Source organism: Methylotuvimicrobium alcaliphilum 20Z (assembly GCF_000968535.2).
Taxonomy (GTDB): Bacteria; Pseudomonadota; Gammaproteobacteria; order Methylococcales; family Methylomonadaceae; genus Methylotuvimicrobium; species Methylotuvimicrobium alcaliphilum.
This window is the reverse complement of sequence record NC_016112.1, coordinates 331,460-354,601: the sequence shown is the minus strand read 5'-3', so window position 1 is coordinate 354,601 and position 23,142 is coordinate 331,460. Positions and strand designations below refer to the sequence as shown.

Annotated in this window: 20 protein-coding genes; 11 read left to right on the top strand and 9 right to left on the bottom strand. The window is 50.1% G+C overall.

The features are described from left to right. Positions 1 to 2 precede the first annotated feature (2 nt). Both rsmG and mnmG read right to left on the bottom strand, forming a co-directional pair. Positions 3 to 632, bottom strand: a complete 630-nt coding sequence (rsmG, locus tag MEALZ_RS01600) for a 16S rRNA (guanine(527)-N(7))-methyltransferase RsmG (protein ID WP_014146834.1) — start codon at positions 630 to 632, stop codon at positions 3 to 5. Next, the gene (mnmG, locus tag MEALZ_RS01595; protein ID WP_014146833.1) at positions 632 to 2,500 is read right to left on the bottom strand and encodes a tRNA uridine-5-carboxymethylaminomethyl(34) synthesis enzyme MnmG; all 1,869 of its coding nucleotides are present in this window, start codon (positions 2,498 to 2,500) and stop codon (positions 632 to 634) included. The genes rsmG and mnmG overlap by 1 nt, the downstream gene beginning before the upstream one ends. 76 nt (positions 2,501 to 2,576) lie before the next feature. Between mnmG and MEALZ_RS01590 the strand changes: the two genes are divergently transcribed. Continuing rightward, positions 2,577 to 2,792, top strand: coding sequence for a DUF7230 family protein (locus MEALZ_RS01590; RefSeq protein WP_046060931.1), 216 nt, complete (start codon positions 2,577 to 2,579; stop codon positions 2,790 to 2,792). Positions 2,793 to 2,936: 144 nt separating this feature from the next. On the opposite strand, the gene MEALZ_RS01585 is transcribed toward MEALZ_RS01590, so the two are convergent. Then, positions 2,937 to 3,278 (bottom strand): TraR/DksA family transcriptional regulator, encoded by a 342-nt coding sequence (locus tag MEALZ_RS01585; protein WP_014146832.1) that lies wholly within the window; start codon positions 3,276 to 3,278, stop codon positions 2,937 to 2,939. A 197-nt stretch (positions 3,279 to 3,475) separates the two neighbouring features. Between MEALZ_RS01585 and MEALZ_RS01580 the strand changes: the two genes are divergently transcribed. From MEALZ_RS01580 to MEALZ_RS23035, 4 genes are all read left to right on the top strand, one after another. Then, the gene (locus MEALZ_RS01580) at positions 3,476 to 4,381 is read left to right on the top strand and encodes an AAA family ATPase (RefSeq protein ID WP_014146831.1); all 906 of its coding nucleotides are present in this window, start codon (positions 3,476 to 3,478) and stop codon (positions 4,379 to 4,381) included. Beyond that, positions 4,378 to 5,322, top strand: a complete 945-nt coding sequence (locus MEALZ_RS01575; protein WP_014146830.1) for a DUF58 domain-containing protein — start codon at positions 4,378 to 4,380, stop codon at positions 5,320 to 5,322. Before MEALZ_RS01580 ends, MEALZ_RS01575 begins: the two co-directional genes overlap by 4 nt. A 3-nt stretch (positions 5,323 to 5,325) precedes the next feature. Further along, a complete protein-coding gene (locus MEALZ_RS01570) occupies positions 5,326 to 7,284 on the top strand; it encodes a transglutaminase TgpA family protein (protein ID WP_014146829.1) in 1,959 nt (652 codons plus the stop codon). Positions 7,285 to 7,622: 338 nt separating this feature from the next. Then, on the top strand, positions 7,623 to 8,006 hold the full coding sequence (locus MEALZ_RS23035) for a hypothetical protein (protein ID WP_014146828.1): 384 nt from the start codon (positions 7,623 to 7,625) through the stop codon (positions 8,004 to 8,006). Between the two features lie 572 nt (positions 8,007 to 8,578). Here MEALZ_RS23035 and MEALZ_RS01560 read toward each other — a convergent pair. Beyond that, the gene (locus MEALZ_RS01560; protein ID WP_014146827.1) at positions 8,579 to 8,863 is read right to left on the bottom strand and encodes a LapA family protein; all 285 of its coding nucleotides are present in this window, start codon (positions 8,861 to 8,863) and stop codon (positions 8,579 to 8,581) included. A 182-nt stretch (positions 8,864 to 9,045) separates the two neighbouring features. Here MEALZ_RS01560 and MEALZ_RS01555 point away from each other — a divergent pair, with 182 nt between their 5' ends. From MEALZ_RS01555 to MEALZ_RS01540, 5 genes are all read left to right on the top strand, one after another. Next, a complete protein-coding gene (locus tag MEALZ_RS01555) occupies positions 9,046 to 10,005 on the top strand; it encodes a GNAT family N-acetyltransferase (protein ID WP_014146826.1) in 960 nt (319 codons plus the stop codon). 805 nt (positions 10,006 to 10,810) lie between these two features. Beyond that, positions 10,811 to 11,464: a beta-class carbonic anhydrase gene (locus tag MEALZ_RS01550; RefSeq protein WP_014146825.1), complete on the top strand. Its 654-nt coding sequence runs from the start codon at positions 10,811 to 10,813 to the stop codon at positions 11,462 to 11,464. Between the two features lie 91 nt (positions 11,465 to 11,555). Then, positions 11,556 to 11,798 carry an FmdB family zinc ribbon protein gene (locus tag MEALZ_RS21325; protein WP_084685240.1) on the top strand — a complete coding sequence of 81 codons (243 nt, stop codon included), beginning with the start codon at positions 11,556 to 11,558 and terminating at the stop codon, positions 11,796 to 11,798. A gap of 72 nt (positions 11,799 to 11,870) precedes the next feature. Next, complete coding sequence (locus tag MEALZ_RS01545; RefSeq protein WP_084685238.1) at positions 11,871 to 13,439, top strand: sigma 54-interacting transcriptional regulator; 1,569 nt, start codon at positions 11,871 to 11,873, stop codon at positions 13,437 to 13,439. 366 nt (positions 13,440 to 13,805) lie between these two features. Then, the gene (locus MEALZ_RS01540) at positions 13,806 to 14,267 is read left to right on the top strand and encodes a CreA family protein (protein ID WP_014146823.1); all 462 of its coding nucleotides are present in this window, start codon (positions 13,806 to 13,808) and stop codon (positions 14,265 to 14,267) included. 303 nt (positions 14,268 to 14,570) lie between these two features. Here MEALZ_RS01540 and MEALZ_RS01535 read toward each other — a convergent pair whose 3' ends face one another. From MEALZ_RS01535 to MEALZ_RS01515, 5 genes are all read right to left on the bottom strand, one after another. After that, a complete protein-coding gene (locus MEALZ_RS01535; protein ID WP_014146822.1) occupies positions 14,571 to 14,831 on the bottom strand; it encodes a Txe/YoeB family addiction module toxin in 261 nt (86 codons plus the stop codon). After that, positions 14,828 to 15,079, bottom strand: coding sequence for a type II toxin-antitoxin system Phd/YefM family antitoxin (locus MEALZ_RS01530; RefSeq protein WP_014146821.1), 252 nt, complete (start codon positions 15,077 to 15,079; stop codon positions 14,828 to 14,830). Before MEALZ_RS01530 ends, MEALZ_RS01535 begins: the two co-directional genes overlap by 4 nt. 352 nt (positions 15,080 to 15,431) lie before the next feature. Further along, on the bottom strand, positions 15,432 to 17,510 hold the full coding sequence (locus tag MEALZ_RS01525; protein ID WP_014146820.1) for a heavy metal translocating P-type ATPase: 2,079 nt from the start codon (positions 17,508 to 17,510) through the stop codon (positions 15,432 to 15,434). 244 nt (positions 17,511 to 17,754) lie between these two features. After that, positions 17,755 to 20,454 carry an aconitate hydratase AcnA gene (gene acnA, locus MEALZ_RS01520; RefSeq protein ID WP_014146819.1) on the bottom strand — a complete coding sequence of 900 codons (2,700 nt, stop codon included), beginning with the start codon at positions 20,452 to 20,454 and terminating at the stop codon, positions 17,755 to 17,757. 434 nt (positions 20,455 to 20,888) lie between these two features. Then, entirely contained in the window at positions 20,889 to 21,314 is a 426-nt protein-coding gene (locus MEALZ_RS01515; protein ID WP_014146818.1) for an RNA-binding protein, read from the bottom strand. A 633-nt stretch (positions 21,315 to 21,947) separates the two neighbouring features. Here MEALZ_RS01515 and MEALZ_RS01510 point away from each other — a divergent pair. Then, the gene (locus MEALZ_RS01510) at positions 21,948 to 22,523 is read left to right on the top strand and encodes a MarR family winged helix-turn-helix transcriptional regulator (protein WP_014146817.1); all 576 of its coding nucleotides are present in this window, start codon (positions 21,948 to 21,950) and stop codon (positions 22,521 to 22,523) included. The last annotated feature ends 619 nt before the right edge of the window (positions 22,524 to 23,142 follow it).

Here is a 23,142-nt window from a genome sequence, read left to right as displayed (position 1 = left end):
GTTCACTCCCGCTGCGTAGGCTTGTTAATTTGAATCAGGCATCGCTGCGCTTCTATTCCCGGAACCCGTATCGGTATCACTGTCGCGTCACCTCCGATTTGCAGCAACTCCTGCTCGGGATACTGACCTTTCATCGCCAATAACACGCCGCCCGGCGCGATCAAATGCCCGGTCATTTTCAGCATGTCGGGCAAATTAGTAAACGCTCGCGTAATGACCGTATCGAACAAATGTTCAGACGTAAAACCCTCAACTCGGCCATGACAAACCTGAACATTGGCCAATTTCAACTCTAAAACGGCCTGCTGCACGAAACGGGTTTTTTTGCTATTGCTATCCAATAACGTGAAAGTTTTGTCCGGCCGGCAAACGGCCAAAGGAATACCCGGCAATCCGGCGCCGGTCCCGATATCGATGACCCTTTGCCCGGTAACATAAGGTAAAACCGCAAGACTATCGAGCAGATGCAGACTTACCATCGCTTCCTGGTCACGGATCGAGGTTAAATTGAATGCTTTATTCCATTTATCGATCAGTCCGATGAACCTCAACAAGCGGTCGGTCTGTTCGTCGCTAAGCGTTAAGTTTAATTCATCGAGACCGGCCTGAAGTCGTTTCCGGCAAGTATCCATCAGGCGCTTTTCTTCTTTAAATGGACCAGCAACAAGGATATCGCCGCCGGCGTCACGCCGGGAATTCGCGAAGCTTGTCCCAGCGTTTCCGGCTGTTGTTTTCTGAGTTTTTCACAAACTTCATTTGAAAGCCCCGAGACGTTCCGGTAATCGATCGTTTCCGGCAAACGTAAATGATCGTAACGCTTGGTCTTGTCGATTTCAGTCTGTTGCCTGTCGATGTACCCCGAATATTTGGCCTGTATCGCGACTTGCTCGGACACCTGTCCCGGAATTTCATCCCGCGCGATAAAGGTCAACAGCCGCTCGATATCCACTTCGGGGCGGCGCAGCAAATCCATCAAGTTGACTTCGCGCTGCAACGGCTTGCCCCAAAACGCTTCGGCTTGTTTGGCTTCTGCCGTTTCGGCCCGAAGCCATTTTTTCGACAGTTCCGTTTGCAAAGCACCGATTTGTTCACGCTTATGTTCGAAAGTGCGCCAACGCTCGTCGCCGACCAAGCCTAACTCGCGGCCGATTTCGGTCAAGCGTAGATCGGCGTTATCTTCGCGCAGCAACAGCCGGTATTCGGCACGGCTCGTAAACATCCGATAAGGCTCTTGCGTACCGCGCGTGATCAAATCATCGATCATCACGCCGATGTATGCCTCGTCGCGAGCCGGACACCAACTTTCCTGATCGCGAGTCGAGCGCGCAGCATTGAGCCCTGCGATCAAGCCCTGCGCGGCAGCTTCTTCATAGCCGGTCGTGCCGTTGATTTGCCCGGCAAAAAACAAACCCGGCATATGCTTGGTTTCCAATGACGACTTAAGATCCCGAGGGTCGAAAAAGTCGTATTCGATCGCATAGCCCGGACGAATGATTTCGGCGTTTTCGAAACCGAGCATCGATCTTACGAATTCGTATTGCACATCGAACGGCAAGCTGGTTGAAATACCGTTCGGATAAATCTCGTTCGTGTTCAAGCCTTCCGGCTCGATGAAAATCTGATGCGAATCGCGATCGGCGAAACGTACGATCTTATCTTCGATAGAGGGACAATAGCGCGGCCCGATGCCTTCGATCACACCGGTGTACATCGGCGAACGGTCCAGACCGGACCGAATGATGTCATGCGTTCTGCTATTGGTTCGCGTGATAAAGCAAGGGATTTGACGCGGGTGCTGCTCGCGTTTGCCCAAAAACGAAAAAACCGGAACCGGATCGTCGCCGAATTGTTTTTCCAATCGACTGTAATCGATCGTGCGACCGTCGATGCGCGGCGGCGTGCCGGTTTTCAATCGGTCCACTCGGAATGGCAACTCGCGCAAACGCTGGGCCAACTCGACCGAAGCCGGGTCGCCGGCACGCCCGCCGGTATAATTTTCCAGTCCGATATGAATACGCCCGGCTAAAAAGGTACCCGCGGTCAAGACTACGGCGCGCGCGCGAAACTCGAGCCCCATTTGGGTTTTAACGCCGGCAACCCGACCGCCTTCGACGATCAAATCGGCAACCGTTTGCTGAAACAAGGCCAAATTCGCTTGATTTTCCAATGCACTACGCACGTATTGCTTATAAAGACTACGATCGGCTTGCGCGCGAGTCGCTCTGACCGCAGGACCTTTACTGGCGTTTAAAATACGAAACTGAATGCCGGCATGATCGATCGCCTCGGCCATGACGCCGCCGAGCGCATCGATTTCCTTGACGAGATGCCCTTTACCTATGCCTCCGATCGCCGGATTGCAGCTCATCTGCCCCAAGGTATCGATATTTTGGGTAAGTAACAAGGTTTGCGCGCCGCTTCGGGCGGCCGCCAATGCGGCCTCGGTTCCGGCATGACCGCCGCCGATCACGATGACATCAAAAATTTTTTTGAATTTCACAGGCTTTTAATGCTCAAATAAAGCGCTATTTTAAATAGTAAAGAGGCGTTGTCCAAAATTATTCAGGAGTTTATTTATGAAAAAGCCTAAAAAACCGGCACCCAACGCGCAAAACAACTTGGTTGCCAAGCACGCACATCAGTTTAACAAAGCCCAAATATTCCGCGACAAAACACAATATCGCCGCAAAGCCAAGCACCAAGGCAGGGAGCCTTTACCGATAATGTCCATGGACGCTATCGGTAAAGGCTTCTCCATCGAAAATACCCCTTTATACTCAAAAATTGGTTAAATTTATGAAGGTATGGGGTGTGGCTAGCGAGGATGTCGGCAGCAAGGCAGATTTTTGCTCCTCGGTAATTACTGAGTTACATGGATGTAGAGAAGTTATTTACGACCAAATCCGTAGACGGTTTTTTCAATCAAAAGGATTTAGCTATCGTTTTTCCGCTTTTTCCGCGCATTGAATGCACAAATTGGCAAAAGGTAAAACCTTAAGCCGCTCCTTGTTAATGTTCGCGCCGCAATTTTCGCAAAAACCGTATCCGCCATCGTCTATCCGGTCAATAGCGTGCCTGACTTTAATCATCTCCGCCCGGGTCGTATTGCCTATATAATCCAATACTTCATCATTCTCGGTTTGCACGGCCTGTTCGCCGAAATCTTGCGATAACGGTTCATCGGTATGCTTGACGTCCTCGGTAATTTTACTCAGCCGCTCGTCAAGCTCCTCAAGCATTTCGATCAAATTTTCGCGGACTTCCTCGTATTCACTCACAGTTCTACCCTGACATTAATTTTAAACTATAGTTATAGATAGCATAGTACCATTAACTTCGGCATTCATTCTCATGAGACTTTATCTTATCAACAATTCCCCGTTTGAGCAGTTTCACCGATCTTAGGGTGCGGGGTATACCTGTTGAGGAACGCCGAAAAAATTAATAATCCATTTCGCACAATAATCATCCCCTAATGCAAAACCCAATCACTCCTCTACTGGACTCCGCCAATCGAATCATTCTCGGAAAACAACATCAAATCCGTCTAGCCTTATGCTGCGTTTTGGCTCGAGGCCATCTATTGATCGAAGACATACCCGGCGTCGGGAAAACCACACTGGCGCATACGCTGGCTAAATTGCTGGGATTGAACTATCAACGCATTCAATTTACCAGCGATATCCTGCCGGCCGATATTATCGGCGCCTCGATATTCGACCCTGAAGATCGCAGCTTCAAGTTTCATCCGGGACCGATTTTCAATCAAATGATCCTGGCCGATGAAATCAACCGCTCGACACCCAAAGCGCAAAGCGCCTTACTGGAAGCTATGGAGGAGCAACAAGTCACGGTCGAAGGTAAAACCTACCGCCTACCCTCGCCATTTTTCGTGATCGCGACGCAAAACCCGGCGCACCAAATCGGGACGTTTCCGCTACCCGAGTCGCAACTGGACCGCTTTTTGATGCGCATCGAACTGGGTTATCCGGACCGCAACGCGGAGCGGGAATTATTGAGCGGACAGTCGCGTTTTCATTTGATTGAAAATCTTCAAACCGAATTACCGCCCGAACAGCTCAAAAACATCCAAAAACTCGTCAACACTGTTCATGTTTCAAGTGCATTACTGGATTATATGCAGAATATCATCACATTTACCCGCGAATTCCCCGACTACCCTTGCGGTCTGTCGCCGCGCGCGGGCTTATCCCTGCTCAACGCGGCCAAGGCATGGGCGTTCATGGACAGTCGCGATGCAGTGTTGCCCGAGGATGTACAAGCGGTGCTCCCCGCTGTCGCAGGCCACCGTCTGCGTTCCGCCAGCCAAGATTCCGGCGCGGTCGTCGCACCGATACTCGAACGAGTGAACGTGCTTTGAATACCTTGTCGATCAAGGACCGCTTCCGGTTAAGCCGTTTTTTTGCCGGCGAAAAACCGTCCGACGAAGCCATCCGACTGAACCAACGCCGAATCTTTATTTTGCCGTCCAAGCGCGGCCTAAGCTTTGTCGTATTGATCCTACTGTTGCTGCTGATCGCATTCGTCTATAACAACAACCTCGCCTATTTTCTGACTTTCTTATTGGCCAGCGTATTTTTTATCGGCATCCTACATAGTTACAAAGCCTTAGCCGGCCTCCTCATTCGAAAAGGACAATGCAAGCCGGTATTCGCTGGCGAACGCGCCGTATTCGAAATTCATATCGACAATCCGACCCCTGTTCCACGGCCAAGCCTCGAAATCGATTTGTATGACAAAACCCAAACGACCCTTGAGCCCTACGAGAAAAAAACCGCCAGACTGTATGCTCCGACCGAACATCGAGGCCATCAAACCTGCGGAACGATTACCCTATCGAGCGGTTATCCGCTCGGCCTCTTCCGCGCCTGGTCGCCATTGCGTTTTAATCTATCGGTGTTGGTTTACCCGAAACCCTGGCCGCAAGAAATTCCCTTTCCCGAAACCGGCGGCGACTCATCGGATCAAGGTAAAACCGAAAAAGGAACCGACGACTTTTACGGCCTCCAAGAATATCAACGCGGCGATTCGATCAAACGCATCCACTGGAAAGCTTACGCCAAAGGCCAGGGGCTTTTCAGCAAGCAATACAGCGGCGAGCAAGGCGATGAACTGTGGCTCCATTACGAAGCCAGCGCAGGTTACGGCAACGAGGAACGCCTGAGCCGGCTGTGCCGCTGGGTTCTCGATGCGGAAAAAGCCGGGCTTCGTTACGGCCTTAAACTACCCGGCCAAAAAATCGACATCGGCATCGGTCCCGCTCACCTGACTCAATGTCTGGAAGCTCTCGCGCTGTTTTAGATTATGCCCGTCGATATCGAAAAAAATATCTTATTGTTTCTACTGATTTCAGTCGGATTGATTGCGCTACCGCATATCTACCACATTCCGGCTTCGACTTTCGGATTCTTCGCATTATTGTTGGTCTGGCGCTTCATCGGCATTTGGAAGCCAAGCTGCTTGCCCGGCAAATTCTTGCTGTTTTTGTTGACCGTAGGCGGCCTCGTCCTGCTTTATTCACAGCATCAAGGCCTCTTCGGCCGCGATGCCGGAACCCGGCTGTTCATGACCGCACTGGCATTGAAGCTTCTCGAAATCAAACAAGAACGCGACTTGTACTTGATTGTTTTTCTGGCCTTCATCGTCGCCGCTTCGCAATTTTTATACGAACAGAGCATTGCAATGGCAGGCTATATTCTGTTCGTTTGCTGCGTGCTGCTGGGCACGCTGGTCGCAATCAACAGCCGCCGGCAAAATACCTTAAATGCACTGAAAACAGCGACCGTCATCCTGACTCAAGCCCTGCCTTTGGCGATCGTGCTGTTCGTTTTTTTTCCGAGAGTCGAAGCGCCTCGCTGGATGCTGTTCGAAGACAAAAGCCGAGCCAAAACAGGCCTTAGCGACAGCATGGAACCCGGCTCGATCAGCGACCTCGGCTTTTCGGACGAACTGGTGTTCCGCGTCCGTTTTCAAGGTCAGATACCGCCGAATAGACTGCGCTATTGGCGCGGCCCGGTGTTTTCCGTCACCGACGGCAAACGCTGGACCGCAGCGAAACACTATACCTATACGGCCGTCGCCGAACCGGATTTCAGCGAACCGGCTTATCGCTATACGTTATTACTCGAACCTCAAAATAACAACTGGGTCTTCGCGCTGGAAATGGCCGGAGACTACCCGCCGCAACTGCGCATGAATTCGGAATATCTGCTGACGCGAAGCGGCAACCCCGACAAGCGCGCCGAATACCCCATCACATCTTATCCCAGCTACCGCACCGGAACGCTCGAAGCCCATAAGTTACGCACCAATACACAACTACCGGGACCGACATCTCAAAAAATAACCTCGCTAGTCAAACGACTCGGCGGTTTCGATAAACGACCCGAACAATTCGTCGACCGTGTCCTACAACATTTCAACCGAGAAAATTTCAGCTACACGCTGACGCCGCCACTAATGGAAGACAACCCGATCGAAACGTTTTTATTCGAAACCCGAAGCGGGTTTTGCAGCCATTATGCAGCCGCCTTCACCTACCTGATGCGTGTTGCGAACATTCCTGCACGCGTCGTCACGGGCTATCACGGAGGGGTCTTGAATCCGGTCGGCAATTTTTTGGAAATAAGACAAGCCGACGCTCATGCCTGGACCGAAGTCTGGTTGGAAAACCGAGGCTGGGTGCGCATCGACCCGACGGCCGCAGTAGCGCCGGAAAGAATCGAACAAAACGTCGATATCGAACAACAAATTGCCAGCCGCAACATCAGCTTTTTTGCCGACAGCGATTTGGCTCGGCAGCTCGACTGGCTTAAACAAGCCCGGCAATTATGGAGCAGCGTCGATTATAACTGGCAACGCTGGGTCATTAATTATCATTCCGCCAATCAGACCCAATTTTTAGCCTCGCTCGGCATCGAATCGTTAAAACAAATGCTCTATTGGTTAGTCGGACTTGGCGCCGTATTCACCGCGATACTCAGCTGGCTATTGTTATCGCATAAGGAAAAAACCGCCGACAAAGTATTGCGCTGCTATCGCCGGTTCTGCGCCCGGCTAGGCAAGGCCGGCCTAAAAAGAAACGCTGGCGAAGGACCTATCGATTTCGCTAATCGGAGCAAGAAAGCGTATCCGGATCAAGCCGAGGCGATAGACGACATCACCGGCTTGTTCATCAAATTGCGCTATCAAAAAGAATCGTCGCCAGAAGACTTGAGTCGGCTAAGCGAACGAGTCGACCGACTTAAGATTCGCCGAAGATAACCGGAAAATATGCCTTTCGTACTTCACATTTCGGCAGCGCCTAAGGAGGAATCGGGGTGCTGGCATAGAGCCTACAGGGATGTATTCACCCGGCACCTAAATTATCCAAGATAGTTAACCATAGCCAATGCACTATGGAATTTAGGTGCTGGGCCTTTTACGGGCACCCCGGTGCCGAATTTTGATTCACGATGAAGATAAAATTTTTTCCGTTGTCGACATGACAATTTCCATAACGCTTTGAAACGATTAAAATGCATCGCCAGTATTGCAATAAGTCACGAAGATGATATTAATGCATTTTTATTAAATAGTTAGTTAAGCGGGAAGAGTACACGATGGACACGCTAGACATGTTGATATTTTATTCCTTTAATTTAGGAATTTTTACGCTCGTTTTTTTTATCGCCGGTATGATCAAACCGAAATGGCCGCTGTTTTTTATGAACGAACCGACTCGGTTTTTAGTAGCTGCCATTACCACCGTCATGATCATGGTTGTCCTGACCATGTACGGAGAAGGCAACCGCAAGATTCGTGCGGAACAAGAAAGGCTTGAACGATTTAAGATGGTAGGAACGAGCCAAGAACCCGAAACGCCGAGCCCATCGGAAGTCAAACCCAAAAAAACCAAGCCGAAAAAACAGGTTGCTCCAGAGGACGAAATTCCTCAGTTTGATTCAGTGCAAGATGCCATCAAGGCCTTTGAAGAAAAACAATGATCGTATAGCCCCTGCCATTAAGTTAGGAACGAGCATGAAATAACTTCGACAACTTCTGGAGGGGGGGCTCGATTGACAGGTGTCGGCGGCAGGGCAGATTTTTGCTCCTCGGCAATTGCTAAGTTACAAGGATGTAACGAATGCAGAAAATGCAGGAGCATTTTTCTGCCCTGCATCGCCTAAAGCGCCTACTGTTGGTGCCCTAATACACGCCATCCATGGCGTAATGCAAAATCTGCATTCATGCCATCCATGGCAATCTGATAGCCGCCGTCAAGCCTACAGGGACGTATTCACCCAGCACCTAAATTCCATAACTCAATGGCCATGATTAATTGCCTTGGATAATTAGGTGCTGGGTTCACGACGTCCTGTCAAGCGAGTTACCGAATCGCCACAAAGTCTACTACTTGTAGCAGTTATTTTGTGCATATTCCTTAATGTAAATTCGTTATTCCGGCTGCAATAGCCGCAGCCCCCTCACCTAGCGTTAGGTGAGGGGGCGAACACCCGGGTGCCTTCTCGGACACTGCCGAAATTTGAAGTGCGAAAGGTATATATTACGAAATCCTCTAGTTTTCGCCGGCTTCCAGAGCAGCTTTTTCATCTTTTTTATCTCCCTTCCTATTCTCCTCTTCGTTCTCCGATTTAGCTCCCTGAATCAATACCCGCAACAACGATAACAAAGACCCACCCGTCACCATGCCCAGAAAATAGATCACGATAACCATCAATGACACCGGCATCGTAACGCTTACCGACAACAATGAAACCGTCACGACTTCCAGGTTTTGTATCTTGAACAACAAAACAGTCAAACTCACCAACACAATCAAGCCAATATAAACATATCTCATACCGTTCTCTCCTGAAACAAAAGCGATTCATCGGGTTCTTATCTTTAACAGCTTAATCGATTTAGCCCGTTTGGAAAAAAACAATAGCCCAAAGCCACCGATTTTGGCAGCATAGCCCATTCAAGCAGATCATCTGTTTAAATGACTCAACAATTAAATGACCCAACAAGCTCCGGTGATTTATGAAACTGTCCGACTACCGCATCGAACCCGCCGACTATAAAGCCGATTTCAAGGATCTTCGCGCCGTGCGCGACTCGGTTTTTATCATCGAACAACACATCCCCGCCGACCTCGAACAAGACGACAAAGACCCGCATAGCCATCATGTCATCGCCCGCGACAATCGCCATGATCCGGTCGGCACAGGTAGACTGACGCAGGAAGGGCAAATCGGCCGAATCGCCGTGTTACATCAGTGGCGTAATCAAGGCGTTGGACAATCGCTATTGAGAGCTCTCATCGAAAGAGCGAAAAAACAAGGACTCGATCAAATAACCCTAGAAACGCCGACAAGCGCTAGCGGATTCTTTCAAAAGTTCGGATTTGTCGGCGAAGGTAAAGTATTTACCGTAGCCGGCAACGAATTTCAACGCATGAGCATAACGCTTACGCCGCTTGCCGTGAAAACGCGGCCGTCCGCCAAGCCGCGCGAGCCATCGGTACCGACAGAAAAACTCGACACCCTGGAAGCCCACCTCGAGTCGGCCATTCGACTCATAGCCGAAGCGCGACGCCAAATCTGCATTTATACCCGCGATCTGGAACATGCTTTATACGGACACAACGACATCGTCGAAGCGTTTAGACAATTCGCGATCAACAGCCGAGACAGTTGCGTGCAAATCATCGTACAAGATACCTTTGCCGCGCGCGGCAAACCCCATCCGTTAATCGACTTGGCACAAAGACTGCCTTCAACGTTTCAATTCCGAACACCGGTCGAACGGGAAGACCTGCAATACTCGTCGACATTTCTATTAAACGACCGAGACGGTTACTTGTTTCGACTAAGTGCAGAACGTTACCAAGGCGAATGGAGCCCCAACCATCCCGCCCGAAAAAGACAACTCTACGAAGAATTCGACCGCATCTGGCAACGCTGCCGCCCCTGCACCGAATTTCGGGCGCTCGGAATATGAAGATAAGACCGCTTAAGCTGCATCTCTCGCTGCATTTATCACCCGGCATTGTTTTTTTTGAAAGGCTTGATTGGTTTGGTCACACTTAGGAACGAGCATGAAATAACTTAGACAACTGTTGGAAGGGGGGGTGGTGGCTCGATTGACAGGTGTCGGCGGCAGGGATAGCCGCCGCCAAGCCTACATGGATATATTCACGGCGTCCTGTCAAGCGAGTCACCAAACCGCCACAAAGCCTACTACTTGTATAAGTTATTTTGTGCGTATTCCTTAGCATACAAAAACGGGAGGCAAGTTTAATTCTAAAATTAACCCACCCTTTCTTATACCTTTCGCACTTCAAATTTCGGCATTGCTTAAGTGGTGCCGGAGTTTTCGGCAAAGGCTTTTCCAGCATGGATGCTGACATAGAGCCTACATGAACGGATTCACCCAGAACCTAAATTCCATAGCCTGTTGGCTAAGTTAACTATCATGGATAATTTAGGTGCTGGGTTCACGGCGCCCTTTGACCGCCCCCCCAGGTGCTGGATTTTGATCTACGACGGGCACACTACGAACAAAAACTTCGCAGTGCGAATATTTTATATCAATAGCTATAAATTATTGATATTATAATAAAACTTTCTCATTTTGATGTTATTTGACAAATAGCAATACTAACGTTATCACTGAAACAAACCATAAGACATTGAATTATAGTGATTATTTATTTGGCATGTATTTAGCTTAATATTCAAATGCAGTGGCGCCACTCAATCACATTAGGTTTTACCTAAACATTCATTTTATGATGGAGAAAAACATGACTACATTGAAAAACAAGCTTGAACAGCGGATCAGTGATTACGATTTCTGGGCGACACGTCGACGTTACGGCGCTGAAGGACATAACAACGCCAACTTATGGGTACTTGCCTGTATGGACGAGCGTTTGCCGGTGGACGAAGCACTTGGCATCCATGTTGACACCCCTGTCGGAGGAGGAGATGCACACTGCTTCCGCAATGCAGGCGGCATCGTGACGGACGATGCAATCCGTTCTGCGATGTTAACCTGTAACTTTTTTGGTACCAAGGAAATTGTCATTGTTCAACACACCCAGTGCGGCATGCTCTCAGCAAATGCTAACGATCTGGAAAAGGTTCTTAGAGAAAAAGGTATCGACACTGATAACATTGCCCTCGATCCAACCTTACCCGAATTGAAACTGAATAATGGTTCCTTTGCGAAATGGATTGGCATGATGGACGATGTCGATGTCACTTGCATGAAAACCGTCGAAGCATTTAGAAACCATCCGCTAATTCCGAAAGATGTCATCGTAAGCGGCTGGATTTGGGAGGTCGAAACACGACGCTTAAGGGCACCGACACTCGATCCGGAAAAACGGCTACGCACCGATGTTGTTTCGTCAGCATTCGGCGTGACCAACAAACAGCCTGATCGCTGGAGTTAACGACTGCACGGTCAATCCAAATATCGAGAGTGCCATTCCGTCATGGAGGCGCTCTCCTTCCCTATCAACTTAACCAGAGCAGGCGAACACTATGCCAACATACGATTATCAATGCAGGCAATGCCAGCATACGTTCGAAACCAAGCATCGCATCAACGACCCTCAACCGTGCTGCCCTACATGCGGAGGAACCTGCACCAAACTGATACTGACCGCCCCGGCAGCGCATGGCGCTATGGCCGTAGGCCGCGAACAGGCGATACGTTCGTTACAACCGCAACCGAAGAATGATGCGTATCGTCATGGACCGAATTGTAGCTGTTGCCATCATTAAAGTCTTCTGTAAACTTCGCAAGAAACAAACGACCGTCATGACATATCCAGATGAATAATGAATAACCGGCTAATGTCTCGTTTGACGCCCGTATCCTTTCTACAGGCTTTTGTAATCCACAGTGTTAATTTGTGGAAAAAGCAAAATTTGAAACTCTCGAACCAAGATAACTCAATTCAATATCTCGGCTTGTCTGCGAGCAGTTGTTTTGAGGATACCGTCAGAAAACAACTGGAGTTTCAAGATGCTTTGACGCATGATCAATATGCGGATGTAATCATCGAAATTAAGAACCAGATTGGAGGAGAATTCACCAGGGCATCGGGCGGTAAAGGTGTCATTCGCGTTGAAAACTCACGCTGCCCTTTTGGGGCTTTGGTAAAAGAAACACCTGAGTTGTGCCAGATGACCTCGTCGGTTTTTGGCGGAATCGCAGCCCGAAACTTCGGTTACGCCCAAGTCGAATTACGAAAGCGAATCGCTGTCGGCGATTCGGCCTGCGACGTGGTAATTTATCTAAACAGGGAAAACCATCAACATAGACATGGGGACGAATATTTTTTCCAGGATGGTGAGCTCATCTCCAAATTGGATGATACCGATGCAATAGTCCAAGTTTCCGACAAAACAAAACAGGACTGGTGCAGTTGTAGAACTACTGAATCGGCTGTCGTGCAAAAAAAACAACCTCTAGTCATCGGGCATTCTAAAGCGATACGCGATGTCACAGAAGCAATCGAGATCGTCGCCCCGACCATGGCTAACGTGTTATTAGGCGGTGAAACCGGGGTAGGAAAAGAAATCATCGCGCGAGCCATCCATGCCCAAAGCGAACGAAACCCAGAAAAATTTATCGCGGTAAATTGTGCAGCAATCGCGGAGCCTTTGATAGAAAGCGCTTTTTTCGGCCATGAAAAGGGGGCATTTACTGGCGCCTACAATGTTCACAAGGGTTTTTTCGAAAGGGCCTGCACGGGAACGCTGTTTTTGGATGAAATTGACGGTTTAAGCCTATCTAGCCAGGCGAAATTGTTGCGGGTGCTCCAAGAAGGTGAAGTTGAAAGAGTTGGCGGCAGGCAACTCATTAAAACCGACGTCCGTATTATCGTCGCGTCCAATCGCAATCTAAAAGACCTCGTATCTGCAGGCGAGTTTCGTAAGGATCTGTTTTATAGGTTAAATATCGTTACTATAGCTGTCCCGTCGTTACGAGAACGGCGTGATGATATTTGCGTGTTAGTCGATCATTTCCTAAAACAATTGTCGGTCAAATACCAAAAACCGCCCAAAAAACTTGGCGAACAGGTGTTGCTCAAAATAATGCGTTACGATTGGCCGGGAAATATTCGGGAATTGGAAAACGTCCTGGAGAGCGCCTTTCTGTTTGCTAAAACGGAAGTCATTGAGAACGTCACTGTAGAAGTTTCTGACTCAGAGACAGGCAAAGGACACTACAGCCTTCTCAAGGCGAAAAAGGGGGAAATTGCTAGCGAAGTTGAAATAAAACTGCTACATGACGCTTTGGCAAGATGCTCTGGAAATGTGAGCGCAGTTGCAAGAGAAATGGGGATTACCCCACGCGCCATCCATCAAAAACTTAAAAAATATCGAATCGATGCCGGCGAATATAGAACCAAATAATTTAGCCTTAGCGTGCTTTATACTCGTAGATCGTGAATCCGAAACCAATGGAATCTAAAAAAACTCTACGTTATATACCTGACAGTAAAGAAAAAGAGGGAGAGTTTAATTATAAAATAAACTCTCCCCTTTTTTTCAGGCTCTTCCGGATCCCCCTTGGTAGAAGGCATAAAAGTGTTTTGACATGACAACGGCAATGAAAAATAACTTTTTTATCAGCAACTTAAGTCTATTCTAATTTTGCGAATAATTATCATTATGTATTACCACGGGAAATCCTAGAGAGCTTTTTTCAATCTCACCCAACTCCTTTGCTAAGCTTCTCCTATAGAATCTCAATTTTTTCGCTCATTTGTTCGGAATCTTATGAAATACCCGTTATTACTGGCCGTACTACCTGCCGCTTTGTTCGCCCTCAACGCCGCCGCCGAAGAAGTCGGCTGCGTCACCACCGCTTGGAAACTAATCGGCGCCAACCATAAGGTCTGCGTCCAGGCGTTCGACGACCCCAAGGTCCAGGGCGTTAGCTGTCATATCAGCCAAGCGAAGACCGGCGGAGTGGCTGGCGCATTTGGCTTGGCCGAAGACCCGTCCCAGTTTTCGATCGCCTGCCGTCAAGTCGGGCCGATCGTGATCAAAGGCACATTACCGGATCAAGAAACCGCATTCAGTGAGGATACGTCAATCTTGTTCAAGGAAACGCGCGTCACGCGGCTGTTCGACGCCAAACGTAACACGCTTGTGTATGTAGCCGTCAGCCGCAAATTGATCGACGGTGCTCCGGCCAACAGCGTGTCCACCGTGCCGATCATGCCTTGGCGGGAGTAAATGCCTGCATCCGGAAGAATCGGACTGAACCCGAGCAATAGGGGAGACAGGCTGGGAAAGGGGGCTGGTTGAATTATAAAATTAACCCGCCCCTTTTTTGCTTTTTTTGTTTTCGTACGGCGCAATACGATAAAGCTTTTGCGCCCTACGTGCTTGAGAATCAATAGGCATATGAATAATACACAGCGGTCATTAATGAAGTAGCTGAATAGGTCGGGCACGCGCTGTTTCGTGCCCGACGTTTCTACGCATCCGGCACCAGTAATGCCAGGCAAAAAAGCGTTTCCTGACCTACGTAATACGTCAATATTCGTAGTGGTAGCGAAGCTGGGCAATAAAAATGTCAACTTCGACTACTTTGTATACCAGCCTATGCTCATCGTTGATTCGCCTGGACCAGTAACCGGACAGGCCATGCTTCAAAGGCTCCGGCTTCCCTATTCCTTCAAATGGCGAACGCTGAATATCTTTAATCAGCATATTGACTCGTTTAAGCATGGCTTTATCGGTTTTTTGCCAATATAAGTAGTTTTCCCACGCGTTGCTTGAGAAAGTGAGTTTCATTCCAACAATTCTCGCTCGGTACCTTTTCCTGCTTCGAGTTCCGCTATCGATTCAAGGAGGTGACGAGCGTTTGCAGGCGAGCGTAGCAAATATGCCGTCTCTTCCATGGACTGAAAGTCTTCCAAGGAAATCATAACGACGGGAGATTCTCTTTTTCGAGTAATAATCACCGGCTCATGATCATTGCAAACCTTTTCCATTGTTTTCGCAAGATTAGCGCGGGCTGCTGTATAACTGATGGCATCCATAAAAACCTCTAAATGACGTTACCTGTACATTAATAAGTACATGCATTGTAGGCGGACAAAATAATTAGGTCAATTCGGGCCCCGCACAGACGGGGATAAGTCGCAAATCAAAAAAAACGCCGTTTGGGGTTATTGTTCACAAGAATAAGAGTTCTTTATTCCGGGTCTGCCCCGCATAGGCGCCAATTTAGCGTTCATTCTATGGCGCATTTACTGCATTATTCGTCATAGCAGCATGGATTGCGGATATTCAAGTTACATGGGGGTGAAGCTACGCATTGCCGTCCATGGCACTGAATTCCGCCAATCCCTGGCGGAATGACGCGTTATTTCCTTAAGTTTGCGCCTATGCTTATAATTCCACCCGACGCAGTAATTGGGCATTCAGCCCCACAATCACCGTGCTGGCCGACATCAGCACCGCGCCGACCGCCGGCGCGAGTAAGATTCCGGCCCATGCCAGTACGCCCGCCGCGAGCGGAATTGCGACGATGTTGTAGCCCGCGGCCCACCACAAATTCTGCACCATCTTACGATAGGTCGCCTTGCTCAGGTTGACGATCCTCGACACGTCACGCGGATCCGAACGCACTAAAACCACATCGCCGGCCTCGACCGCGACATCGGTGCCGGCGCCGATCGCAATACCGACATCGGCGGTCAACAAGGCCGGCGCATCGTTGACGCCGTCGCCGACCATCGCAACACGTTTGCCTTGAGCCTGCAACTCTTCGATACGCTTTACCTTGTCTTCGGGCAACACTTGAGCAAACACCGTGTCGATGTTCAATTCCTTAGCCACGGCTCTAGCAACCGCTTGCGAATCGCCAGTCAGCATCGCGACTTCGATGCCGGCATCATGCAACAGGCGCACCGCTTCGCCGGAAACGGGACGAATCGCATCGGCGATCGCAAAGACCGCCAAAACCCTGTCGTCCTCGGCGAGATAAATCGCCGCCCGGCCGGATTCGCCGAAGCGGTCGGCGGCGTCCGCCAGGGCTTGCGGAATTTCACTGTCGAACGTGTTTAGCAAGGCCGGCCCGCCCACCTGGAGTTTGCGCCCTTCGACAACAGCCGCTACGCCTCGGCCGGGGATTGCTTGAAAATCCTGGGCCGAGGGCCATTCAATTTCGACTTCTTCGGCGCTCTTGAGCAAGGCTCTCGCAATCGGATGCTCCGAATCGCGTTCGACTGCCGCCGCAAGCCGGAGCGCTTCGTTGGACTCGACGCCTTCGGCCGTCATCGTTTCGACGACGCGGTGCTCGCCCAAGGTCAGCGTCCCGGTCTTGTCGAACACCACGATATCCAGATTACGCGCCTCTTCCAATCCCCGGCGATCGCGCACCAACAATCCGCCGCGCGCACCCAACGTCGTCGAAATCGCAATCACGAGCGGCACGGCAAGCCCCAAGGCATGAGGACAGGCAATGACCAGCACCGTCACAACCCGCGTCACGGTGAAATCCATCGTCGCGCCGGCCAGAGACCACGCAATAAAAGTCAAAGCGCCCGAAACGATCGCGACCAGCGTCAGATAAAACGCCGCGCGGTCCGCCAAGGCCTGAGCACGGGAGCGTGAAGTCTGGGCCTGATCGACCAAGCGCATTATACCGGCCAAAGCGGTCTTGTCTCCGGTGCCGGTGACTTCGATGCGCAAGGAGCCTTCGCCGTTGACCGTGCCGGCAATTACTTCATCGCCCTCGCCTTTCGGCACAGGCTTCGATTCGCCGGTAATCAATGCCTCATTCACCGAACTTTTACCCCTCTTGACGATGCCGTCGGCCGGAACCGCCGCGCCGGGGCGGATCAACAACAAATCGCCGTCTTGCAAGCGGTCGACCGTGACCTCTTCGGTTTTATCTTCATCGACCAGCCTTAGTGCCGTATCCGGCAGCAACTTCGCCAATTCCTTCAAAGCACCCTGGGCCTGGAAGATCGAACGCATCTCTATCCAATGTCCCAGCAGCATGATCGCCACCAAAGATGCCAGCTCCCACCACAGCGCATGACCTTTGAAACCGAACGTGACGGCCAGGCTGTACAGAAAAGCGACGCTGATCGCCAGCGAGATCAAGGTCATCATGCCAGGCAGGCGGCTTTGCAATTCGCGCCAACCGCCTTGCAAAAATACCCAACCGCCGTAAAAATAAACCAGCGTGCCGAAAACGGCCGAGATGTAGCTCGACCCTGGAAATGCCGGCGCCGTATACGACAACCAGCGTTGCAGTTCCTCGCTCCAAATCAGCGTTGGGACGGCCAGCACCAACGTCAGCCAAAATTTATCCCGAAACATCTCCACGCTATGGCCTGCGTGCTTGTCATGGCCGGCATGGTTTTTGTGGGCCGAATGCGAATGGTCGTCGGTTTTATCGGACTTCGAGGCCTCGGCATGAGGCGACTGATGTTTACTATGCTCGTGCGGATGTTTCATGATTGGGCCCCTTCTCCGTTTTTGTTTATGAGTCATCGGTCCAGCTAAGCATCGCTTAATTGGATGATTTTTATTATCGCGCAGGGGCGCAGAGTGTCTTTGTTATAAAAGTGTTAGATACGGATTCTTCGCTCCGAGTCAGTCGAAGTATTCAGCGCGAACGACTTGACGAGCGTAGCACCGGCTTTTCGACCCTTGATCTCCGCGCCCCTGCCCCTCTGCGCGAGCTCCGCTTTTCTTTTCGTTAACCTGCCCTCAACTTCTTTAGAACCGTGCGCAAAATACCGCCGTCCCTGTAATATTGAATTTCGATCGGCGTATCGATGCGGCTGACGGCCTTGAAGGCCGTAACGCTCCCGTCCGGAGCGCTGGCGGTCACGTCGACGACTTGTTGCGGAACCGTGTCGTCGGCAATGTCCACCGTAACAGTTTCGTCGCCCTTCAGCCCGAGACTTTGCGCCGATTCGCCGGACATAAACTGCAACGGCAAAATCCCCATGCCGATCAAATTGCTGCGATGGATTCTTTCGTAACTTTCCGCAATGACGGCCTTGACACCCTGCATGAACGGCCCTTTCGCCGCCCAATCGCGTGACGATCCTGAACCGTATTCCTTGCCCGCCAGAATACAGAGCGGCATACCGGATTCTTTGTACTTCATCGCGGCATCGAAAAAGGTCATTCGTTCGCCGCTGGGATGATGAATCGTAACATTGCCTTCGGCCCCCGGAACCAACAGGTTATGAATACGCACATTCGCAAATGTGCCTCTGCACATCACCTGATCGTTACCCCGGCGCGAACCATAACTATTCCAGTCCTTGCGCTCGACGCCTTTTTCGAGCAGATATAATGCCGCCGGCGAATCAGGCGCTATTTGACCGGCCGGCGAAATATGATCGGTCGTGACCGAATCGCCGAACAGCGCCAACACCCGCATGTCGGCGAGACGGCCGATGGTTTCCGGTCCGCCGCCCAGCCCTTCGAAGAACGGCGGCTTTCTGATATAAGTGGACTGTTCGTTCCATTGATAGCGCTCTGAGCCGGCGACTGCAATCGCCTGCCAGGCCTGGGTACCGGTAAAGACATCGGCATAACGCTCCCGGAACATTTCCGGCGTGACAAATTTTTGGACGACATCATCGATTTCCTCGGTCGTCGGCCAAATATCTCTCAGGAACACCGGATCGCCGTCGGAACCTTGACCGATAGCTTCCCTGGTCATATCGACAACGGTCGAGCCCGCCAACGCATAGGCCACCACCAGCGGCGGCGAGGCGAGATAATTGGTTTTGGTGAGCGGATGCACGCGGCCTTCGAAATTCCGGTTGCCGGACAACACCGCAGAAACGACCAAGTCATTGTCGACGATGGCCTCTTCCACCGCCACATCGAGCGGGCCGGAATTGCCGATGCAGGTCGTGCAGCCGTAGCCGACCAGATAAAAACCCAGCGCTTCCAGATAGGGCAGCAGCCCGGATTGCTTCAAATATTCGGTCACCACCTGCGAGCCGGGCGCCAGCGAGGTTTTGACATAATTTTTGACCTTGAGCCCTTTCTCGACGGCTTTCTTCGCGACCAGGCCGGCGCCGAGCATCACGGAGGGATTGCTGGTGTTCGTGCAGGACGTAATCGCGGCGATTACGACGGCGCCGTGCGTGATCGTTTCGCAGGCGCCTTTGTTCGATACCACGCCGCAGCGATCGAGATCGCTTTCGGCAAGGCCCATGCCGCGAATGCCGACCGGCGCGATCAGTGTCTGCCGATAAGTCGGTCCGACTTGACTCAGCGGAATTCGGTCCTGCGGACGTTTTGGGCCGGCCAGCGCCGGCTCGATTTCGCCGAGATCGACTTCCAGCGTGCGGGTAAATTCGGGCTCCGGCGCATCGTCGGTGCGGAATAATCCTTGTAGCTTGGCATAGCGCTCGGTGAGCTCGATTTGTTCGGGACTGCGCCCGGTGAGGCGCATATAGTTCAAAGCCGCCTTATCGACCGGGAAAAAACTCACGGTCGAACCTTGCTCCGGGGCCATGTTGCTGATGGTCGCACGATCCGGAATACTGAGTTGGGACAAACCGGAGCCGTAAAACTCGACGAATTGACCGACAACGCCGAACTGCCTGCACAACTCGGTGATACGCAGCACCAGATCGGTCGCGGTCACGCCAGGCGGCAGCTTTCCGGTCAATTTAATGCCGACCACATCCGGTTCCAGCATGTAAATGGGCTGATCCAGAATGACCGCCTCGGCTTCGATGCCGCCGACGCCCCAGGCCAACACGCCCAGGCCGTTGACCATCGGCGTATGCGAATCGGTGCCGACGCAACTGTCGGGATAGCACAGGTCGCTGTTCTTGTTGTGAAAGACGACTTGAGCCAAATATTCGAGATTGACTTGATGAACGATTCCGGTAGACGGCGGCACCACTCGCAGATTCTGAAAGGCCGATTGACCCCATTTCAGGAATTCATAGCGTTCTTGATTGCGTTGAAACTCGACCGCTTCGTTCATCGGCAAGGCATTGGCTTTGCCGAAATAATCGACCTGCACCGAATGGTCTATCACCAGATCGCAAGGGATAAACGGATTGATTTTTTTCGGATCGCCGCCCAATTCGTTCATCGCATCACGCATCGCGGCCAGATCGACCAAGGCCGGCACGCCGGTAAAGTCCTGCAGGATGACCCTAGCCGGTTTGTAGGGAATTTCCCGCCTGGAACCTTGCGCCTGCCAAGCGGCGAGGCCGAGCACATGGTCTTCGGTGATCGAATAGCCGTCGCAGTTGCGCAGCAAGCTTTCGAGCAGAATTTTTATCGTATGCGGCAAACGGGCAAGGTCGGCAGCGCCGGCGGACTCTAAACACGCAAGACGATAGTAGGACAACGGACTAGCACGATCAGGATTTAATAACTGCCGTGCGCCGAAAGGATCTTTTGAATTCATGGCGGATACCCTCCTTCGAAGTCGGGAATTTAATTTTTTGTATACCACACTTCTATCGGATATGACACCGCTTTATCGTTATATACCCATCGTATATTAAAATTCGGCCTTGGTGTGCCCGTCAAAGGACGCCGTGAACCCAGCACCTAAATTCCATAGGTCTTTGGCAATGATTCAAAATCATGGCTTATTTAGGTGCTGGATAAATTATCTAAGGCTATTAACCATGGCCAATGGGCTATGGAATTTAGGCGCTGGGTGAATACATCCTGTAGGCTCTATGCCAGCTCCATGCCGATCCCTCACCTAGCGTTAGGTGAGGGATCGAAAACCCCCGACGCCTCCTCGGACATTGCCGAAATTTGAAGTGCGAAAGGTATAGTGTCAGACATTGATTTCTAAGGGGACATGGCTTATGCCGAAATTTTTTTACATTAAAAAGTACGGTGAAAATTTTTATGTCCGGTAATACGAATATCATCGCTCTCTAATACGCGTAAATTTTTGCGCCGCCTATCCATAATGCGTCTATTGGGCGTATTAGGATTTAAAGTGTTATTTTGTTGCCGTAGGTCGTTATGCCAATAGCGATTGTGATATTCCCTGACAGCAATATGCTTACCGTTGATCGGTTTTCGATTCAATTTCAATATCGCCCGTTTAGCAAACGAATCGGGCTCTATAGTCACTAGTGCGTGATATTCGGTGGAATTAGTGCTGGAATCATGCAGTTTCAATATTTCAATATTTCTGAGGCTCTTTTTTTTGACAAAAAAACTTCGTTTAAGTAGAGGTTCAAAAAAACGCTTGATATCCTGCTGATTTGTCTCGGCAGGTATTCTGACTAGTATAAGGCGCATAGTCTGTTCTCCATGAAGATTTTGCCCAGTAATGAGACCGTTTCGGATCCTTAACTCGACGCATGTCTTTATCCGTCGTAGCTCAAAATTCGGCGCCTGGGTATCCGCTAAAGGACGCCGTGAATACCTCCATGTAGGCTCTATGCCAGATCCATGCTGGCAAAGCCTTTATCGGACACCCAGGCGCCTCCTCTGGCACTGCCGAAATTTGAAGTGCGAAAGGTATATACCGGTGATTTCGTTTCTTTATCGAACATGATAATTCAAATGACGAGGCAAGGAAGGCTTATTGTTCAGCTATGTGAATGACATCTCACTAGGTGAGTGAAACATGAAATAAGCAGGTTTCACCTCGCCCCTCCTGCCCTCATCGTAGAGCGAATACCGAAACCCCCTTTGTAATCGGTATAATTCGTTCGGTCATGTTTGCGCCGAATTTTGATCTACGACGGGTATATGTAATTTTTTTCGCAAAGCATCTGCTCCTGCTCACGCCCCGTACCTACATCCATGTAGGCAACACAACCATCGGGCAACAGAGCGCGTCAACTTAACAGCAAATGTGACCGCGCGAAGTATATAATGCCGTAAACAAATAAAATCGCTCTCGCGGCAACTTACCAAATACTAACCATGCAGGAATTAAACACGTTTAAATTGATCGACAGGATCAGCACGCTGGTGCGTTCGGAAGAACGAAAAAAATACACCTCGCTGGGTTTGCAACCGATACAAGGACAAATTATTGATTATTTAGCTCAATGCAATAACATGAGCGACACGCCTGCCGCTGTCGCCGAATATTTCGGCCTGACCAAAGGCACGGTTTCGCAATCGTTACAAGTGCTCGAGCGAAAAGGTTATATCGAAAAAAAACCGAACGATCAAGACCGGCGTATCTTGCATTTGCGTCTTTCAGCAGCCGGTGAGTCTGTTTTAAAGGAAATGCAATCTTATGACATTTATCCTGCTGCCGAGCAAGCGATTCCTAAGGAACAGTTTGATGCGCTAAACCAGGCATTGCTGTCGACACTGTTGGCATTGCAAAAAAGCAACAATTTAAAAAGTTTTGGCGTCTGTTACACATGCTATTATTTTTCAGAGCTCGACCAACATTATCACTGCGATTTAATGCAACAGCCGCTGAATCAGCAGGAAGCCTTGAAGATTTGCCGTGAGCATGTTCTGTTTGAAGGTAATAATAGGTGATTGAGTAAGAGTCCGCTGTTTCCTAAGCTCTTTGAGACTGTGAAAGTATTCAATATTGCTAAATAACCATGAAGAGCATGAAGTCACATGAAGAATTAGATTGTTGATTTTATAGTCTTTTTATTCATTGCATTCATGTTTTTCATGGTGAATAAATTTTTTATGGTGTATTCACCGATATTTTCACAGCCATTCTTTGCTTGGGAAGCTCGGAGCCACGCCATTCCCGTTGCGCTACGCTGCATACGGGCTACATGCTTTATAGCAACTTGAGAAAGAGTGGATGTGGGTTGGCCGTTTTTAGCTTGATGCGTATGCCCTGGTAACCACTCCGATCTTAACTACATGCCGAATAATTCGATCCGGGTAGAGGGCAGGCATAGAGCCTATATGGACGTATTCACCCAGCACCTAAATAAGCCATGATTTTGAATTATTGCCAAAGACCTATGGAATTTAGGTGCTGGGTTCACAGCGTCCTTTGACGGGCACCCCGGCGCCAAATTTTGATTTACGATGGGTATATTTATTACCATTTTTTACGATAGTATCGGTGAAAGAATTTGCATCCTGCTTAATTTATGGTCAAATCTATGATAACGCTCTTGCTGAGTAGTTA

Coding starts and splice junctions, on each gene's coding strand:
- MEALZ_RS01545 (WP_084685238.1), top strand. CDS start 11,871: ATGTCTCGTTTGACGCCCGTATCCTTTCTACAGGCTTTTGTAATCCAC.
- rsmG (WP_014146834.1), bottom strand. CDS start 632: ATGGATACTTGCCGGAAACGACTTCAGGCCGGTCTCGATGAATTAAAC.
- MEALZ_RS01535 (WP_014146822.1), bottom strand. CDS start 14,831: ATGAAACTCACTTTCTCAAGCAACGCGTGGGAAAACTACTTATATTGG.
- MEALZ_RS23035 (WP_014146828.1), top strand. CDS start 7,623: ATGGACACGCTAGACATGTTGATATTTTATTCCTTTAATTTAGGAATT.
- acnA (WP_014146819.1), bottom strand. CDS start 20,454: ATGAATTCAAAAGATCCTTTCGGCGCACGGCAGTTATTAAATCCTGAT.
- MEALZ_RS01590 (WP_046060931.1), top strand. CDS start 2,577: ATGAAAAAGCCTAAAAAACCGGCACCCAACGCGCAAAACAACTTGGTT.
- MEALZ_RS01530 (WP_014146821.1), bottom strand. CDS start 15,079: ATGGATGCCATCAGTTATACAGCAGCCCGCGCTAATCTTGCGAAAACA.
- MEALZ_RS01540 (WP_014146823.1), top strand. CDS start 13,806: ATGAAATACCCGTTATTACTGGCCGTACTACCTGCCGCTTTGTTCGCC.
- MEALZ_RS01570 (WP_014146829.1), top strand. CDS start 5,326: ATGCCCGTCGATATCGAAAAAAATATCTTATTGTTTCTACTGATTTCA.
- MEALZ_RS01515 (WP_014146818.1), bottom strand. CDS start 21,314: ATGCGCCTTATACTAGTCAGAATACCTGCCGAGACAAATCAGCAGGAT.
- MEALZ_RS21325 (WP_084685240.1), top strand. CDS start 11,556: ATGCCAACATACGATTATCAATGCAGGCAATGCCAGCATACGTTCGAA.
- MEALZ_RS01555 (WP_014146826.1), top strand. CDS start 9,046: ATGAAACTGTCCGACTACCGCATCGAACCCGCCGACTATAAAGCCGAT.
- MEALZ_RS01550 (WP_014146825.1), top strand. CDS start 10,811: ATGACTACATTGAAAAACAAGCTTGAACAGCGGATCAGTGATTACGAT.
- MEALZ_RS01580 (WP_014146831.1), top strand. CDS start 3,476: ATGCAAAACCCAATCACTCCTCTACTGGACTCCGCCAATCGAATCATT.
- MEALZ_RS01560 (WP_014146827.1), bottom strand. CDS start 8,863: ATGAGATATGTTTATATTGGCTTGATTGTGTTGGTGAGTTTGACTGTT.
- MEALZ_RS01510 (WP_014146817.1), top strand. CDS start 21,948: ATGCAGGAATTAAACACGTTTAAATTGATCGACAGGATCAGCACGCTG.
- MEALZ_RS01525 (WP_014146820.1), bottom strand. CDS start 17,510: ATGAAACATCCGCACGAGCATAGTAAACATCAGTCGCCTCATGCCGAG.